The following is a 16,572-nucleotide window of genomic DNA, read 5'->3' on the forward strand; positions in this document are numbered from 1 at the left end:
CGAACGCGCCGAGTTATGGAAAATGACGTTTTATGCGGCGAACCATAACGGCTCTTCATGGATACGGACTTCACCAACACGCGCGTCAAGTTCCGACACTTGCAGTGCTTCCTGGCCGTGACGCAACTCGGCAGCGTGCAGCGCGCAGCCGATAGCCTGTCGATCACGCAGCCGGCCGTGTCGAAAACGATCGGCGAACTCGAATCCATTCTAGGCGTGCGGCTCTTCGAGCGCGGACGGCGCGGCGCGGTGCCCACGCGCGAGGGCCGGCTTTTCGCGCCGCACGCGAGCGCGTGTGTGGCGTCGCTGCGCGAGGGCGTCGACATGCTGCTGCGGGAGCGCGGGGACGTGCCGGGCGCCGTGTCGATCGGCGTGCTGCCGACGGTCGCGAACGTACTGCTGCCGCCCGCGTTCGCCGCCTTCCGGCAGCAATGGCCGGCGGTCTCGCTGAGCGTGCAAACGGATTCCAACGCGCCGCTGCTCGACCGTCTGAAGGCCGGCGAAGTCGATCTGGTGGTCGGGCGGCTGTCGGAACCGGAGGCCATGCACGGGCTGTCGTTCGAGCAGATTTATCGCGAGCCGCTCGCGGTGGCGGTGCGGCGCGATCATCCGCTCGTGTTCGAAACGCCGCTCACGCCGGCGCTGCTCACGCGCTTCGCCATTGTCGTGCCGCCGTTCGGCACGCTCATCCGGCAGTCCGCTGAGAGCATGCTGACCGCGTTCGGCGCGCACGCGCTGACCGCGCTGGTCGAAACGCTGTCGGTTTCGCTCGGACGCTCGCTCGCGCTTCATAACGACGCCGTCTGGTTCGTGCCTGCGGGCGCGGTCGAGCACGACATCGCGCTCGGGCTGCTGGTCGCGCTGCCGATGCCGTTCGCCGGCACCGACGAGCCCATCGGGCTCATCCGCCGCAACGACGCCGCGCGCACGGCGGTGGAGGAATCGCTCGTGGATGCCATCCGCGAGGCGGGACGCTCGCGCGCGGCGAGCAAATGACCGACGCCCGCGCGCGGCCCGCTGTTTGCTCAGGCAGCATTTACCGCGCAAATTTCGCGGGAACAAAATACTATGACGAAAGGGCGGACATGGCGTGCTCGCGGCATCGAAAGCAAACGTTCACGGTCAACCACTCGCTGCCGCCCGGCCCTCGTTCCCGCCTCCAACCCGTGCCCGCACCGTTCGCACCATGAAGACCGTACTTCTCGTCGACGACGACCCCAGCACCATCGAAGCCTGGACTCTTTGCATGCAGGGCGAGGATTGCACTGTCCTCAGCGCGTTCGACGGCAACCGGGCGTTATCGATCCTCGGCGAGCAGGCGGTGGACATCGTCGTGTCCGACTGGATGATGCCGGGCTTAGGCGGCGCGCTGCTTTGCCAGACGATGAAGAACGACGCGTCGCTCGCGCACATTCCCTTTTTGATGATTTCGGGGCATCCAAACCCGCCGGCGTTCGTCAGCTACGACGGCTATCTGCGCAAGCCGGTGGATACGGAAACGCTGCTCTCGGCGGTGAATCGGCTGTGCGCCGCGAAGAAACGCCCGCTCTACTAACGCAGTTCGGCGAGCGCCTCGTCCATCTGGTGCTGCGCGAGCCGGTTCAACTCCTGCGGAATCTCGCAATCCAGCGGCAGCGGCGGCGTGACGATCACGCGAATGTGCCCGCCGCGGTCCGGCCAGCCTTTGGCGGGCCACACCTTCCCGGCGTCGTGCACGACCGGCACCACGGGCACTTTCGTCGCGCAGGCGAGCCGCACGCCGCCCGAGGCGAGCTTGAGCGGCGCATCATGGGCAACGCGCGTGCCTTCCGGAAAAATGACGACGGCATCGCCCTTTTTCAGCCGCGCCGCGCATTCCCGCGTGACCGCCTGATGCGCCTGCCGGATCGAGCCGCGATCGAGGCTCACCATGTCGAGTCCGCGCAAGACCCAGCCGAAGAACGGAATCTTCATCAGTTCCCGTTTGAAGACGAAGCTGATGCGGCGCGGAAAGAGCGCCATGAACGCGAGCGTCTCCCACGTCGATTCGTGCCGGCTCAGGATGATGAACGGTCCTTCCGGTAGATGCTCCAGCCCTTCCACCGAGCAGGTCACGCCGGCGATGACGCGCATCATCGCGACCATGGCGCGGCACCAGAGCTTCGCGAGCCAGTAGCGCCCGTTTCGGCCGACGAACGGGAAGAGCGGCAGGATCAGGATCGACCAGAGCGTGCCGCTGCCGAGCAGATAGGTAGCGAATAGCCACTTGACGAGAGTGCGGCGCATCGGGCGTGGGAGCTATCGGATTGAAGGGAGGCAATAAGGGCAGAAGCATAGCGTATCGCTCTTTCGGGAGCTTTCATGCGCGGCTCGCGTCCGAATGCAACAATGGTCGCCGTTCAACACTTTCGGGAAAGACGCGATGGATGCAGTGCCGGTGAATTTCGACGAGGGCATGCTCGACGTCGGCGACGGACATTCGATCTACTGGCGCGCGCAGGGCCCGCGCGATGCGCCCGCGCTGCTCGTCGTGCACGGCGGCCCCGGCGGCGCGATGAACGTGAAATGGGCGGAAGTGCTGGGCGCTCACGCGTGGCGCGTCGTGTTCTTCGACCAGCGCGGCTGCGGCAAGTCGACGCCTTTCGGCAAGCTGGAGCACAACGGCCTCGACGCGCTCGTCGGCGACATGGAAAAGCTGCGCGTCGCGCTCGGCATCGAGCGATGGGCGCTTTTCGGCGGTTCGTGGGGCACGACGCTCGGCCTCGCGTACGGCGTCGCGCATCCGGAACGTTGTACGGGCTTCCTGCTGCGCGGCGTGTTCCTCGCGCGCCAGGAGGATATCGACTGGTTCCTGTGGGACGTGCGTCGCGTGTTTCCGGACGCGCACCGCGCGTTTCTCGACGCGATCGAAGCCGCCTGCGGCCAGCGCCCGGCGAACGCGCAGGAGATTCTGACGCTGACCGAGGCGCCGCTCGCGCGCTTCGACGAGGCGGGCGCTCGGCTCGCGCGAGCGTGGACGCTGTATGAGACGACGCTATCGGTCGTCAACAAGCCGGCCACGGAACCCGCCGACGAGGACAAGCGGCCGAGCGCCGAGGCCAATGCCGCCGCGGTGTCCATGGCGCTGCTCGAGCGTCATTACATGGCCGAAGAGTTGCCGCCGCCGGCGCTGTTGCCGCGCGTCGCGCGCATTGCGCATCTGCCGTGCCGAATCGTCCACGGGCGCTTCGACATGGTGTGTCCGGCGGATCAGGCGGTGGCGCTCGCGGCGCAGTGGCCGGGCGCGGAACTGGCCGTCGTGAGCGGCGCGGGGCACTGGACGTTCGAGCCGGGCAACGTGGCGGCGCTGCGCGCGGGCGCGGCGGCGCTTGCGGAGGCGATTGCTGGTGTGTGAGGGGGCGGGCGTCTGCGACGATTGCGCGGCTGTCATCACCGGCCCGTGAACGCGCGCAGGCGAGTAAGCGAAGCAGCGGCGTGCGCTCGCCGGCCGAGGGTACTCTTGTGGCGAAGTCACGCTCGCAGCAAATGTCGACGCGGGCGTGCCGCAAAGCGAGACGCCCTGTATCGGCCTGTAATCAGCGCAGGGGAGTGATCGAAGCAGCGACGTGCGCGCGGTGTCGGTGAGTGGTCGCCAGGTCGGGAGTTGCGCTTGCGACGATGGCGAGCGCGGCCCGTCATCCGCCCGCAGCGTGGCTGGACGAGCGATCGACGCGGCGGCGTCCGCGCGGCTTCGCCAGCGCTAGTCAGTCGAGGGTGACTCTTCTGACGATGGCGGGAGAGGCCCGTCACCGGCCTGCCGGCGTGTGCGGACGAGCGATCGGGCAGCGGCGTGCGCGCGATTTGGGCGAGCGCTGGCCAGCCGAGGGTCGCGCTTACGACGATCGCGAGCCCGGACGAGCCATCAAGGCAACGGCGCGCGAGCCGCTTCCGCGAGCCGTCGCCAGTCCAGATCGACGCCTGCGACGATGGTCCGCTCGCCGCGCCGCGTCGCGATAGCGAGCGTCACGCACAGCGACGTGCCCGTCACGGAGAGATACGGCGCCGACGTAATGACCTGCTGCGGCTGCGCGCAGGCATCGACGAAATACGAGCGATTGTCCCAGCGGCCGCGCGACGGATCCGAAATCGGCGCAAAACGCTCGCTGCGCCGCTTCGCGCAGACGCCGGGCAGCGCGGGCATGAACTCGCGGCCGGCTTCGTCGAGAAAGAAACAGCTCACGGTGCTCGGCAGCGCCAGAATCTCGGCGCACGCGGACTCGCCGCTCGCGCCACCCGCGAGGCGTCGCGCCGCCTGCGCGAGCCCGGCGCGATACGGCATCAGCAAAAGGTCGCGCGTCAGGCGCTCGGTGCGGCGGGTCTGCGCGAGCGTGTCGAATGCCTCTTCGATCAACGCGGTGGCCGCGCCGCCCGGCATCAGCCCTTCGCTTGGCTTGCCGAGGAGATAGCCCTGCACGAAATCGACGTTGGCACGCGCGGCGAGCAGCAGATCCTCGCGCGTCTCGATGCCTTCCGCCACCACGAACATGCCCGACTGATGCAGCAGATCGACGAGCTTCGGCAGCACCCAGTCGCTCAGATGTGCGCGCTTCTGCGCGTTTTGCACGCGGATGAGACTGCGATCGAGCTTGACGATGTCCGGGCGCATCGTCAGCAGCCGGTCGACGTTAGAGTGCCCCGCGCCGAAGTCATCGACGGCGACGAGAAAGCCTTCCGCGCGAAACGCCCGCGTCGCGCCGGCAATGCGTTCGACGTCGATGCCGCCCGACTCCAGCACTTCGATAACCAGCTGCTCGGGCGCGAGGCCGGCATCGCGCGTGCGCTGCGCGAATTCGCGCGCATAGCCCGCATCGGTGAAGGTCGCCGGGTTCATGTTGACGAAGAGCCACTGGGCGCTGGGCAAGAAACCGGCGGCGCTGCGCAGATGCGTGAGATGGCTCAGGCGGTCCAGCTCGACGACCTTGCCGGACACGATCGCGCGGCCGAAGAGATCGAACGGACCGATCAGCGGTTCATCGTCGCTCGCGTCTTTCTTGCCGCGCAGCAGCGCCTCGTAGCCGATTTCGCGTTGATGCGAGAGGCTGAAGATGGGCTGGACGTGCGTCGAGAGCGTGATGCCGTCGACGACTTCGGCGCGCCGCATCAGTCTTCCACCCGTTCGCGCGAGGCGCGGCAGGCGCGCGCCGGCCAGCGGTCGTCAGGCAGAGCAGACGAGGGCGCGCACGGGTCGGCGGACAGAGCGGAGAACGGCAGCACGGCGGCGATACGAAACTTCGAATGGGATGCCCACGTTATCGGCGTGCCCGACACGAACTTGAGCGCGCCGCCGGATTTGCCGGTGCACGTCCCGCGACCTATCTTTGATGATGCGGTGATACGATCGCGCTGCAACTACCTGGCGCGCGGCTCGTCGAACGCTGCATTCGAACTTCAAGAGAGACATCGATGGCGCAACAGAAAACCAATCCCAAACTCGAGCAGGCGCTGACGCGCGGCGATCTTGCGATTCGTCAGGCCAACTCGGGCCGCGCCACCGCGGTGCTGCGCGCGCTCGGCAAGATGATCGTCGAGGCATCGGCGACCATCGGCGTCGAGGCGCACGTCGTCATCCACGATGGCGACAAGATCTACGATCCCGCCGACGGCGTCTGGCCGCAGCAATTGCTCGTCTCGCTCGACGGCCCGGTCGAAGAGAACGATCCGGACGAGATCCGCACGGTCACGCTGCTCGCCGACACGCCGGGTACCGTGTTCCGCTGCGAATGGCAGCGGGCAGACGGCAACCTCGGACGTCAGGAGGGCCGGCCACTCGCAATGGTCGCTTTCATTACAGACGTCGATATTCCCTGGCTCGACGAAGAAGACTAAGCCCGCTCTTTTGGCTAAGCGAACGCGGATAGCGGCTGCAGCCGCGTCCGCGTTTTCTTTTTCGGCAGCAGCTTTCGGGTCCGAACTCGACGCGCAACGTTTCCGCCGGTAGTTTTCTATTTCGCGACTGCTTAAGACTCATGTCTTATTTCGTCATAGACGGCTATTCTTCGAATTGCCTCTCGCGCGGGGTTTTGTTCAGGCTCGCCCTCGTTCAATTCACCATTTTCGTGCACGATGATTCCCGTACGGCACATGTTTATTCGAAACTCGAAGCCTACCGGTCGATAATTCGTTTTTAGAAGCTTTCCTCCACCGGCATAGCCCGAAAGTTGCTCTTGAACAGCGGCAAGCGCGCACCCCGTTATTTGACTTCGTGAGAGGCTCGACACGCCGCATTGAGGGTCCTACCTACCATCAGCCCTCATGACGCGGCACATCCTAATCGCCGAGAAAAAATGGGGTTTAACAAATGGAACGTCTGGATCTTGCCAATCACGCCGCCGTCAACCAAGCAAATCAATTCGACAGCGCACTTCGCCCGACGCTTACGGTCGTGCCCTCGCTTCAGAAAACCGAGCGCATGCCGTTTACTATTCGTATCGTCCGCGACGATGACGGGCTGCAAAAAGCCGTAAGCATCCGACGTTCTGCGTATGGGCGGCATTTGCCGGAGTTCGCCGAGAAAATGGCGGTCGAGCATTCAGACCGCGATCCCGGCACGGCTGTGCTGCTCGCGGAGTCGAAACTCGACGGCGCGCCGCTCGGCACCATGCGCATTCAAACCAATGCGTATGGCCCGCTCGCAGTCGAGCAGTCGATCACGTTGCCGGATCATCTCGCGACGAGCCGCCTCGCCGAAGCGACGCGGCTCGGAGTCGCGGGCGGCATGGTCGGCCGTGTCGTGAAAGTGGCGCTGTGCAAGGCGTTGTGGATGTTCTGCGAATTGCACGACATCGACTGGATGGTGATTACCGCGCGCGCGCCGCTCGACCGTGAATACGAGGCGATGTTGTTCAGAGATGTTTTCGGTGCGAATGAATATCTGCCGATGTCGCATGTCGGTGGGTTACCGCACCGAGTCTTGGCGAAAGAAGTGGCTGTCGCGCGGCAGCGTTGGGAAGAAGCGCGTCATCCATTGTTCAACTATATGGTGAACACGCATCATCCGGACATCGATCTGCAATCTGTCGATTTATCTTTTGATTGGGAAACGGTAGGATGCCCGGAGGCGCCGTTGATGGCTTATGGCCGTTAATGGCACCGCCGTTTTTCAGGGATGCACCAACGAAGGTAAAAAGTAATTAGCCGGACCCCGGCGCGGTCCGGTTGGCCAAAAAGGCAGCGGTGACGGCGTGCCGTCCCGCTGTTCGCCGATGCCGGCGCGACGGGGCGCTGGCGGCGTGAACGGGGGTTGTCCAGGTATGGCGTCGGTTATTCCAGCTTCCTTATCGAGATTCAAACGAAGCGGCTCGTGGATCGACGACGCGCTGTACGCCGTCGCCGTCTACGCGGTGCCGTTTCTCATTGCGATCGGCACCATCGCCACGCTTTATTTTCTGCCGCGCCAGTACGAATCGCGCGGCGCCATTGCGCTGCCACTGCGCGTCGTGGCGGACGAAGGCGAGCAGTTGCGACCCGCCGAGGCGCTCGCTGCGCTGAGCGCCGCCGCGCCCGTTCAACGTTACAGCACCCATCTTTCCGAAAAGCCCGTCTGGTTCACGTTCACTGCGCCGCCAATGGGCGGCGAGTTGACGACCACGGTGGAATTGCCTTCGCGTCATGCGCAAACGCTTGCCTGCTGGGACGCAGCGACCTTGCTCCCGCTCGGCCGAGCCGACCGCGATTCAGCGAGCGGGTCGATGCATCCGGTGAAGGCCGGCTTCTTCATTCAGGCGGGGCGCCTCACGCAACCCGAGACGATCCTTTGCCGCGGCACGTACTCCGGTCCGGCCCAGATCAACGCGCTCGCGTGGAACTGGCAGGGCCTGCGCAGTTCCGCGCTCGACTTTCAGGAAAGCTCCGGTCTCATCGCGGGCGGCCTTCTGACGCTCGCCGTCTTCGTTTTCGTCACGGCGCTCATCAACCGCGAGTGGACGTACGTCATCTTCGCGGTATGGCTCGTCGGCAATCTCCGTCTGTGCGCGAACGCGATGGGCTGGGACATGCAGTGGCTCGGCCGCGTGCTGCCGTCGGAATTCATGATGCCGCTGCGGCAGATCACGTTCGCTGCCTACTATCTGCTCACCGCCGCGTTGTTCGCGCAGTTGTTCCGTCGCGAGCTACGCGTGGTCGGGTATCGGTGGCTGCTGCGGGTCATTCAGTACGTGGGCATCGTGCTGCTCGTCGCGGCGCTTGCGTTGCCTTATTCGCTGTTCATCCCGACGCTGTGGGTCATCGCGGGCTTTGGCATCTGCGTGCTGGTGTTCTTCCTTGTGCGCCTCGTGTGGATGGCGCGTTCGCGGACCGTGCTGTGGTATGTCGCGTCGCTTGCCATCGTGCTGTTCGCCACCTTCTCGGAAGTGCTCGGGGCCGCGTTCGGCGTGAAGCTGCTCCTGAGCGGCGTCAACACGGTCATGGCCGCGCTGTCGTCGAGCATGATGGCCGCGTTCGCCATCGCCGAGCAGATGCGCGCCGAGCGCGACGTCCGGCGGCAGGCGCAGATGGAGTTGCGCAATACCTATGAAGTCACGCCCATCGGGCTTTTCACGCTCGACGAGAAAGGTCACTTCGTCCGCACGAATCCCGCGTTGCGCGCCATGCTCGACTTGCAAAAGGGCGAGTACAAGCAGCGTCACTGGCACGACTATTTCGAGCCGGGCGCGTGGGGCGCGTTGCAGGCGCTTGCATCGAAGGGCAGCGACGGCGAACTCGAAATGAGCGGTTCGGTGGAACGCGGCACCGGCGAGCGGCGCTATTTGCTGAAGGCCATACGCTCGAACGGCTGGATAGAAGGTTCACTGCAGGACACGACCGAACGTTCGAAAGCGGTCGAGCGCCTGCGGTTTCTCGCCGAGCACGATCCGCTCACCGGCTCGCTGAACCGCCGCGGCGTCGAGAAAGCGATCGCTGCGCAGAACGAGGAATCGCTGCCGTGGGCGCTCGCGTATGTCGATCTCGACCGCTTCAAGCTCGTCAACGACCTCTTCGGACACCGAAGCGGCGACGAAGTCTTGCGGCAAGTCGCCGCGCGCACCCGGGCGCATTTTGCGCGCAGCTATCCGGTCGGCCGTATCGGCGGCGACGAGTTCGTCTGCGTGATGAACGACACGTCGATCGAAGACGCCATCGCGCAATGCCGCGAGCTCATCTCCATTCTGAGCGACGCGCCGTATCAGGTCGGCAATCGCGCGTTTCAGGTGAAGGCGTCGATCGGGCTCGTGGAATGTTCGCAGGGCGTGCGCGTGCAGGACGCGCTTTCGCACGCCGACCGCGCGTGCCGCGAAGCCAAGAAGGTCGCGCACACGCATCTGGTCACGTATCGCAAGGGCGCGGCGGCGTTCGAGGAGCGCGCGGAAGAACTGAAGCTCGTCGAAACGCTGGGGCGCAATCGGCTGCCGCCCGGCCTCTTTCTCGTGATGCAGCCGATCATGTCGCTGCGCGCGCCGAACGAGTCGCTGAACTTCGAAGTGCTGCTGCGCATGCGCGCGCCCGACGGGACCACGCTGCCGGCGGGCAAGGTCATCGTGGCGGCGGAGGAATCGGGCAATATCGCGGCCATCGACCGCTGGGTGATTTCCACGCTGCTCGAATGGATCGAGACGCACCGCCATGAATTGACGAACACGCAGTTCATCTGCGTGAACTTGTCCGGCGGCTCGCTCAACGACGAGCAGTTCATGGAGGACATCTTCGCGCTCTTCGCGCGGCACCAGTCGGTCGTCCAGTATCTGTGCCTCGAGATTACCGAGAGCGTCGCGCTGCACGACCTCGAAAACACGCAGCGTTTCATTGCGCGCGTTCACGAAATGGGCGGCAAGATCGCGCTCGACGATTTCGGCGCGGGTTATACGTCGTTCAAATACCTGAAGTCGCTTTCGGCGGATGCGCTCAAGATCGACGGCGAATTCGTGCGCTCGATGTGCGAACATCCGGCGGATATCGCGATCGTCGAGGCGATCGTCGCGCTGGCGCGCAATCTCGGCATGCGAAGCGTGGCGGAGTGGGTCGAAGATATCGATACGCTGCGCGCGTTGCAGGAAATCGGCGTCGATTACGTGCAGGGCTTTCTGGTCGCGCGGCCGCAGGACAGTTCGGCCATTCTCGCGGCCCGCTCGGCGGCGAGCTTCGTCAAGGACCCGGAGGTCGTCAGCTTCGTGCAGTGTCTGTCGGAACCGGCGCAGGCCATTGCCATCGACTTCGAGCGGCGCACGCGCGCCGCGAGCACGCACTGATACTGATAATCCGCGCGTTTTCGGCGGCCGTGCTCAGGCCGCTTTCATCTCACTCAGAATCTTTTCCGCCGCAATGGGAATGCGCGTGTCGTCCCATTGCGCGAGCCATTGCAGTTCTTTTCGCGTGAAATAGCCGGCGTGATTTCGGAGCGCATATTGGAGCGCATCGACAACGTGATCGCGGATGATTTGCGGCGCATTATCGTCCGTGACGACTGCGTGAAATGCTTCGAGTGTGCTCATGTCGCGTTTGTCTCGTTCGGGCATTAAAGAAAGCCATTAAACATAACCGGCCAAAATACGCGGACGAAATAGTCGGCGCGGCTCCCCGGCGTGCGCATAGCGGGCGGTTCCTGTCTAGACAAGACAACGAGAGAAACACTACGTCATGGCCGGGAAATCCCTAATACAACGCGAGTTGTATATACAAGAACATGCGGTGAACCACTCAATGCCCGTGCGCAGGAGCCACCGTGACGTCTTCCTCCCGTTTTCGCGATACCCAGATCCGCGCCCCGCGCGGTAGCCAGCTCAACGCCAAAAGCTGGCTGACCGAAGCGCCGCTGCGCATGTTGATGAACAATCTGGACCCGGACGTCGCGGAGAATCCAAACGAACTCGTGGTCTATGGCGGCATCGGGCGGGCGGCGCGCGACTGGGCCTGCTACGACAAAATCGTCGAGACGCTCAAGCGCCTCGAATCCGATGAAACGCTGCTGATCCAGTCGGGCAAGCCGGTCGGCGTCTTTCGCACGCATAAGAACGCGCCGCGCGTGCTCATCGCCAATTCGAATCTCGTGCCGCATTGGGCTAACTGGGAGCACTTCAACGCGCTCGACGCGAAAGGGCTCGCCATGTACGGTCAGATGACGGCGGGAAGCTGGATCTATATCGGCAGCCAGGGCATCGTGCAAGGCACGTACGAGACGTTCGTCGAAGCGGGACGGCAGCATTACGGCGGCAACCTCAAAGGCCGCTGGGTGCTCACGGCGGGACTCGGCGGCATGGGCGGCGCGCAGCCGCTCGCCGCGACGCTTGCGGGCGCGTGCTCGCTGAATATCGAATGCCAGCAGAGCCGCATCGACTTCCGTCTGAAAACGCGCTATGTCGATGAGCAAGCCAGCGATCTCGACGATGCGCTCGCGCGAATCGGCCGCTATACGTCGGAGGGCCGCGCGGTGTCGGTCGCGTTGTGCGCGAATGCCGCCGACGTGCTGCCCGAGCTCGTGCGGCGCGGCGTGCGGCCGGACCTCGTCACGGATCAGACGAGCGCGCACGATCCGCTGAACGGCTATCTGCCGCGAGGCTGGACGTGGACGCAGTACCGCGACCGCGCGCAGAGCGATCCGGCGGCGACCGTGAAGGCCGCGAAGCAGTCGATGGCCGAGCACGTGCGCGCGATGCTCGCGTTCCGTGAACAGGGCGTGCCGACGTTCGACTACGGCAACAACATCCGCCAGATGGCGAAGGAAGAAGGCGTCGAGAACGCATTCGACTTTCCCGGCTTCGTGCCCGCATATATCCGGCCGCTGTTTTGCCGCGGCGTCGGGCCGTTCCGCTGGGCCGCGCTCTCGGGCGATCCCGAGGACATCTACAAGACGGACGCCAAGGTGAAAGAGCTGATCGCCGACGACGCGCATCTGCATCGCTGGCTCGACATGGCGCGCGAGCGCATCCGCTTTCAGGGCCTGCCGGCGCGCATTTGCTGGGTCGGGCTCGGCCAGCGCGCGAAGCTCGGCCTTGCGTTCAACGAAATGGTGCGTAACGGCGAACTGTCGGCCCCGGTGGTGATCGGGCGGGATCATCTGGATTCGGGGTCGGTCGCGAGTCCGAATCGCGAAACGGAAGCGATGAAGGACGGCTCCGACGCGGTCTCCGACTGGCCGCTGCTCAATGCGCTGCTGAACACGGCTAGCGGCGCGACGTGGGTGTCGATTCACCACGGCGGCGGCGTCGGCATGGGCTTTTCGCAGCACGCGGGCGTCGTGATCGTGTGCGACGGCAGCCGCGAAGCCGACGAGCGCATCGCGCGGGTGCTGCACAACGATCCGGCGACCGGCGTCATGCGCCACGCGGACGCGGGCTATGACATCGCGATCGAATGCGCGCGCGAGAAGAATCTCGATCTGCCGATGATTTCGCGATGAGCACGCTCTGGCATCACTGTCACGCGGCAACGATGACAGGCGGCAAGTATTCGACCATCGAGGACGCGGCGATTTTGACGGACGGCGGGCGCATCGAGTGGATCGGGCCGCTTGCCGATGCGCCGCGCGATAGCGGCTGCGAGCGAGTCGACCTCGGCGGCGCGTGGGTGACGCCCGGGCTGATCGATTGCCATACGCACCTCGTCTTCGGCGGCGAGCGAAGCGGCGAGTTCGAGGCGCGTCTCGAAGGCGCGACGTACGCGGAAATCGCGGCGCGCGGCGGCGGCATCGCGAGCACGGTTCGCGCGACGCGCGAAGCAAGCGAAGACGCGTTGTTCGACGCGGCCCGCTCTCGCGCGCTGGCTCTGATGCGCGACGGCGTGACGACCATCGAAGTGAAATCCGGCTACGGCCTCGACCTCGCGAACGAACGCAAGATGCTGCGCGTCGCGCGGCGTCTCGCGAGCGCGCTGCCGCTCACGGTGCGCGCGACATGCCTCGCGGCGCATGCGCTGCCGCCCGAGTACACGGGCCGCGCGGACGACTACATCGCCTACGTCTGTGAAACGATGCTGCCGGCGCTTGTCGATGAAAAGCTCGTCGATGCCGTCGATGCCTTTTGCGAGCATCTCGCGTTTTCGCCGCAGCAAGTCGAGCGCGTGTTCCGGACGGCGCGCGACCTCGGCGTGCCGGTCAAGCTGCACGCGGAGCAGTTGTCGTCGCTGCGCGGCGCGACGCTGGCGGCGCGCTACGAGGCGCTGTCGGCGGACCATCTGGAATACATGACGGAGGACGACGCTATCGCGATGGCGCACGCCGGGACCGTCGCCGTGCTGCTGCCGGGCGCGTTTTACATGCTGCGCGAAACGCAAGTCCCGCCCGTCGACGCGCTACGCCGGCACGGCGTGCCGATCGCGCTGGCGAGTGATTTGAATCCGGGCACATCGCCCGCGCTGTCGCTGCGCATGATGCTGAACATGGGCTGCACGCTATTTCGTCTGACGCCGGAGGAAGCGCTCGCGGGCGTCACGATTCACGCGGCGCGCGCACTTGGCCTGAAGGAAACGCACGGCTCGCTGGAGGCGGGAAAGGCGGCCGATTTCGTGGCTTGGCGCATCAATCGGCCTGCGGAACTCGCGTACTGGCTCGGCGGCGCGCTGCCGAATCGGGTGGTTCGAAAAGGCGAGGAGATCGCCTCGGATACGCTCGCCGCATAAGACGACGCCCCGACACTTGCGAGACTTGCGACGGGGCGCCGCTTTCGGCGCATTGCGTGGTTAAGCGCGACGTCCGCGCACCATCCCATAGATGACGAGCAGAATGATCGCGCCGATGACCGAGGCGATCCACCCCGCAGGCTGTCCCGGCTGATACCAGCCGAGCGCCCGGCCTACGTATCCCGCGATCAGCGATCCGGCAATGCCGAGCACGATGGTCATGATCCAGCCCATGCTGTCGTCGCCCGGCTTGATGGCGCGGGCGATCAGACCGACGACCAGTCCAACGATCAAGGTACCGATGAATGCAAGCATGCGGTTGCTCCTTCACGTGATTGCTGCGTGTTAGCAGATAGGTTCCGGGCGTCGCCCGGTGCTTCAACGTAGCACGGCCGGTCGCGTTTGAGTATGGCCGCGCCGGCCGTGGACGGCATAGACCGTTCGGCTAATGCGGGTAGCACGCGGGATGCCACGCAATCTAGCAGGTAGAATTCGTTGCATTGCTTCACGCACAGACACCGCACTGCACGATGACCGACTCCGCACTCCCTTCCACCGACGAGCCGCTCCACGAAGACCGCCTCTGGCGCGACGACGGCTGGACCGCCCGCGTAATCAAGAACGAAGATGATGACGGCTGGGCCGTCGAGATGATTCAGGCGGGCGAGGCCGAACCGGCGCTCGTCGGTCCGTGGACGATGGGCCGCGACAAGAAGAACCCCAAGCCGCTGGACGCCGCCGCGTTTCGCACGCTCGTGAAGACGGCCTCCGAGGTGCTGCGCCGCCATGAGCAACAGCGTCACGCGATGCTGCACAAGAACGTCACCATCGACGTGCGCGGCGAGGAGATCACGGTCACGCTGGATATAGTTCCCGATGACGACGACCCGTACGCCGACCTGAAAGCCATCGATGCGTTCGGCGCGCAACTGGCGCACGTGCGCGTCTCGCCGGCGTTCAAGCTAAATAAGGCGAGCGCGGAGCGGTGGGCCGAGAACGACTTCGCCAAGCCGAATTAAGCGGCTCGCGCTTGCCGCGAAAAAAATGCCGTCACGCGAACGTGACGGCATTCTTCTTTGCGCTGGAGCGGGCAACGGTTACTTGACGACGAACTCGATTCGACGGTTCGCGAAGCGTCCGCTGGCGGTCGCGTTGTCGGCGACAGGGTTGGCATCGCCGTAGCCCGTTGCCGTGAGCGACTGCGGCGGCACGCCGCTCTTCACGAGGAACGCGCGAACGGCCTGCGCACGTTCTTTCGACATTTCCAGCTTCGCGGGCGGGGCGCCTACGCCGTCCGAATAGCCAGCGATGTCGAGGTTGACCATCGAACCTTTCGCCGCGCAGTTCTTGAGCAGCTGCGCCGTTTCGCCGAGCGTCGCGGCCGCGCCTTCCGGCACCGTGGCGCTCGAACGGCCGAAGTTGACCACCTGCAGGTCGAGCACAGCCGTGAGTTTCGGGCCGGAGCAGGCGTCGTCGGTGGCCAGCAGCGTCTTCATCGCGCTGCGAAACGACTGGGTGGCGCGCGCCACCGCGCCGTCCACGTCGAACGAACTGACCTGGAACATGCCGCCGAGCGAGTTCTTCAGGCGTTCCGTCCAGCCGAGCTTGGCGTCCGCCGCGGCGCCGCTCAACTCAACCTTGGAACCGACGACCTTCGCCTCCGCGCCCGGCACCGCCATCAACGGCGTCAATTCCTTGAGCCGCCCAAGCCACGGGGCCGCAGGCGTACCCGGCGCCACCGAGACTTCCGCGCTGTACCCTTGTCCGAAACGATGCTCGAGCGCCGCAACGAGTTGCTGCTTTTCAGCGTCCGTGCCGACCGTCGCCTGAATGGAAGGGACGCCCGCTTCGCTGACGGAAAACACCATCTGCGCGTCCTTCGCCGCCGTCACCGGCGTGCTGGCTGCTGCTTCGCTCGCCGGGGCGGAACTGGCGGTGGCGGCCGAGACGGAAGCGGGGATAGCGGTCGACGCCGCGTCGATCGGGGCGGTGGCCTGCGAAGCGGGCTGCGCGATGGTCGCAACGGGCGTCGTTGCCGCGTTCGAGCTGAGATCGACGCTGGGGTTGTGCGTCAAGCCGCGGTAATACACGAGCGCGAGAATCGCGGCGAGCACCGCGAAAAGCAGCCACACCGCCTTGTTGGACCGCTTCGGCGCCGGCTTGCGCACGGGAGCGCGCAGCGGCGCGGACATCGTCGGCGCCGGTGCTGCGGGAGGCGCGGGCGGAGGCGGCGGAGCGATGACCGGCGGCGTGTTCCGCGCCAGCGAAGGCGCAGGCGAAGCGTAGGTCGCGGAGCCCGCTGTCGGCACGGGGAGTTCGTCGGCGATATCGAGCGTCGAACCGACTGCGTCGAGCCGCGCGCCGATGCTGCTCACGAAGCCATCCACGTTGCCCACGCCGATAGCGCTCGCCGCGTTATGCGTGAGCGAGGCGCGCATTTCGCCGATCTGGTCGCGCAGCAAGCCCGGCAACTGCGCCAAGTTCGCCTGCGAAAGCAGGAAGTGATGCTTGAGAATGCCGAACATGATGGCCGACAACATGCCCGCGAGCGCGGACGTGGCCTGCACGGGCACGCCGGTCTCGGCCGATACCGCGTCGGTCAGCGCGTCGATGCGCTGGCCCGTCGCGCGCGAAGCGAGCAGATGACCCGACGCCTCCAGATGCTTGAGGCCGGCGGTCGTCGTGATGACGTTTCGCAACTGCTCGGCCACGAAGGCGTTCGCTTCGGGCGACATGATGACGGAATACACGGCACGCGCGCCGTCGGCGAGCGCCGACCGGTCCATCACCGAGGCGACCAGCCCCGGCGCGGTGCGCGCGGCCAGTTGCTGCACGATCTGCGCAGGAATGCCGAACTTCTGCGATAACTGTTCCGCAATCTCGCTGGAGATCGCGGTGTTGACCGCCTGAACCAGATTGATACTCATCGACTGCCTATCCTTTTACTATGACGCCGAGCGCGGGCGCAAT

The 16,572-nt window shown here is 65.3% G+C and carries 14 protein-coding genes; 9 read left to right on the forward strand and 5 right to left on the reverse strand.

The features are described from left to right. The first annotated feature begins 57 nt into the window (after nucleotides 1-57). Together pcaQ and JYK05_RS15495 are read left to right on the forward strand one after the other, a co-directional pair. Entirely contained in the window at nucleotides 58-996 is a 939-nt protein-coding gene (pcaQ, locus tag JYK05_RS15490) for a pca operon transcription factor PcaQ (protein ID WP_206469329.1), read from the forward strand. A 190-nt stretch (nucleotides 997-1,186) separates the two neighbouring features. Continuing rightward, the gene (locus JYK05_RS15495; protein WP_206469330.1) at nucleotides 1,187-1,555 is read left to right on the forward strand and encodes a PleD family two-component system response regulator; all 369 of its coding nucleotides are present in this window, start codon (nucleotides 1,187-1,189) and stop codon (nucleotides 1,553-1,555) included. Here JYK05_RS15495 and JYK05_RS15500 read toward each other — a convergent pair. Then, complete coding sequence (locus tag JYK05_RS15500; RefSeq protein WP_175941156.1) at nucleotides 1,552-2,265, reverse strand: 1-acyl-sn-glycerol-3-phosphate acyltransferase; 714 nt, start codon at nucleotides 2,263-2,265, stop codon at nucleotides 1,552-1,554. The two genes, JYK05_RS15495 and JYK05_RS15500, sit on opposite strands and share 4 nt — an antisense overlap. 136 nt (nucleotides 2,266-2,401) lie before the next feature. On the opposite strand from JYK05_RS15500, the gene pip reads away from it, so the two are divergent. Further along, nucleotides 2,402-3,373 (forward strand): prolyl aminopeptidase, encoded by a 972-nt coding sequence (gene pip / locus JYK05_RS15505; protein WP_206469332.1) that lies wholly within the window; start codon nucleotides 2,402-2,404, stop codon nucleotides 3,371-3,373. A 507-nt stretch (nucleotides 3,374-3,880) separates the two neighbouring features. Here pip and JYK05_RS15510 read toward each other — a convergent pair. Continuing rightward, on the reverse strand, nucleotides 3,881-5,119 hold the full coding sequence (locus tag JYK05_RS15510) for an EAL domain-containing protein (protein ID WP_206469334.1): 1,239 nt from the start codon (nucleotides 5,117-5,119) through the stop codon (nucleotides 3,881-3,883). 302 nt (nucleotides 5,120-5,421) lie between these two features. On the opposite strand from JYK05_RS15510, the gene JYK05_RS15515 reads away from it, so the two are divergent. The 3 genes from JYK05_RS15515 to JYK05_RS15525 all read left to right on the forward strand — a co-directional run bounded on the left by JYK05_RS15515 (nucleotide 5,422) and on the right by JYK05_RS15525 (nucleotide 10,238). Continuing rightward, nucleotides 5,422-5,844 (forward strand): hypothetical protein, encoded by a 423-nt coding sequence (locus JYK05_RS15515; RefSeq protein ID WP_159834340.1) that lies wholly within the window; start codon nucleotides 5,422-5,424, stop codon nucleotides 5,842-5,844. 472 nt (nucleotides 5,845-6,316) lie between these two features. Further along, a complete protein-coding gene (locus JYK05_RS15520; protein ID WP_206469336.1) occupies nucleotides 6,317-7,102 on the forward strand; it encodes a hypothetical protein in 786 nt (261 codons plus the stop codon). A gap of 166 nt (nucleotides 7,103-7,268) precedes the next feature. After that, entirely contained in the window at nucleotides 7,269-10,238 is a 2,970-nt protein-coding gene (locus tag JYK05_RS15525) for a bifunctional diguanylate cyclase/phosphodiesterase (RefSeq protein ID WP_206469338.1), read from the forward strand. Between the two features lie 33 nt (nucleotides 10,239-10,271). On the opposite strand, the gene JYK05_RS15530 is transcribed toward JYK05_RS15525, so the two are convergent. Then, the gene (locus JYK05_RS15530) at nucleotides 10,272-10,481 is read right to left on the reverse strand and encodes a hypothetical protein (RefSeq protein WP_175941166.1); all 210 of its coding nucleotides are present in this window, start codon (nucleotides 10,479-10,481) and stop codon (nucleotides 10,272-10,274) included. A 230-nt stretch (nucleotides 10,482-10,711) separates the two neighbouring features. Here JYK05_RS15530 and hutU point away from each other — a divergent pair, with 230 nt between their 5' ends. Together hutU and hutI are read left to right on the forward strand one after the other, a co-directional pair. After that, entirely contained in the window at nucleotides 10,712-12,385 is a 1,674-nt protein-coding gene (gene hutU, locus JYK05_RS15535; protein WP_206469339.1) for a urocanate hydratase, read from the forward strand. Further along, nucleotides 12,382-13,602: an imidazolonepropionase gene (gene hutI, locus JYK05_RS15540; RefSeq protein WP_175941170.1), complete on the forward strand. Its 1,221-nt coding sequence runs from the start codon at nucleotides 12,382-12,384 to the stop codon at nucleotides 13,600-13,602. Before hutU ends, hutI begins: the two co-directional genes overlap by 4 nt. 60 nt (nucleotides 13,603-13,662) lie before the next feature. Here the strand turns inward: hutI and JYK05_RS15545 are convergent, their stop codons facing one another. Further along, on the reverse strand, nucleotides 13,663-13,917 hold the full coding sequence (locus tag JYK05_RS15545) for a GlsB/YeaQ/YmgE family stress response membrane protein (RefSeq protein WP_175941172.1): 255 nt from the start codon (nucleotides 13,915-13,917) through the stop codon (nucleotides 13,663-13,665). A gap of 215 nt (nucleotides 13,918-14,132) precedes the next feature. Between JYK05_RS15545 and JYK05_RS15550 the strand changes: the two genes are divergently transcribed. Then, on the forward strand, nucleotides 14,133-14,621 hold the full coding sequence (locus JYK05_RS15550; protein WP_175941174.1) for a hypothetical protein: 489 nt from the start codon (nucleotides 14,133-14,135) through the stop codon (nucleotides 14,619-14,621). Nucleotides 14,622-14,699: 78 nt separating this feature from the next. On the opposite strand, the gene JYK05_RS15555 is transcribed toward JYK05_RS15550, so the two are convergent. After that, entirely contained in the window at nucleotides 14,700-16,529 is a 1,830-nt protein-coding gene (locus JYK05_RS15555) for an OmpA family protein (RefSeq protein ID WP_206469341.1), read from the reverse strand. Between the last annotated feature and the right edge of the window lie 43 nt (nucleotides 16,530-16,572).

The sequence above is a fragment of the Caballeronia sp. M1242 genome, from assembly GCF_017220215.1.
In the GTDB taxonomy this organism is placed as follows: Bacteria; Pseudomonadota; Gammaproteobacteria; order Burkholderiales; family Burkholderiaceae; genus Caballeronia.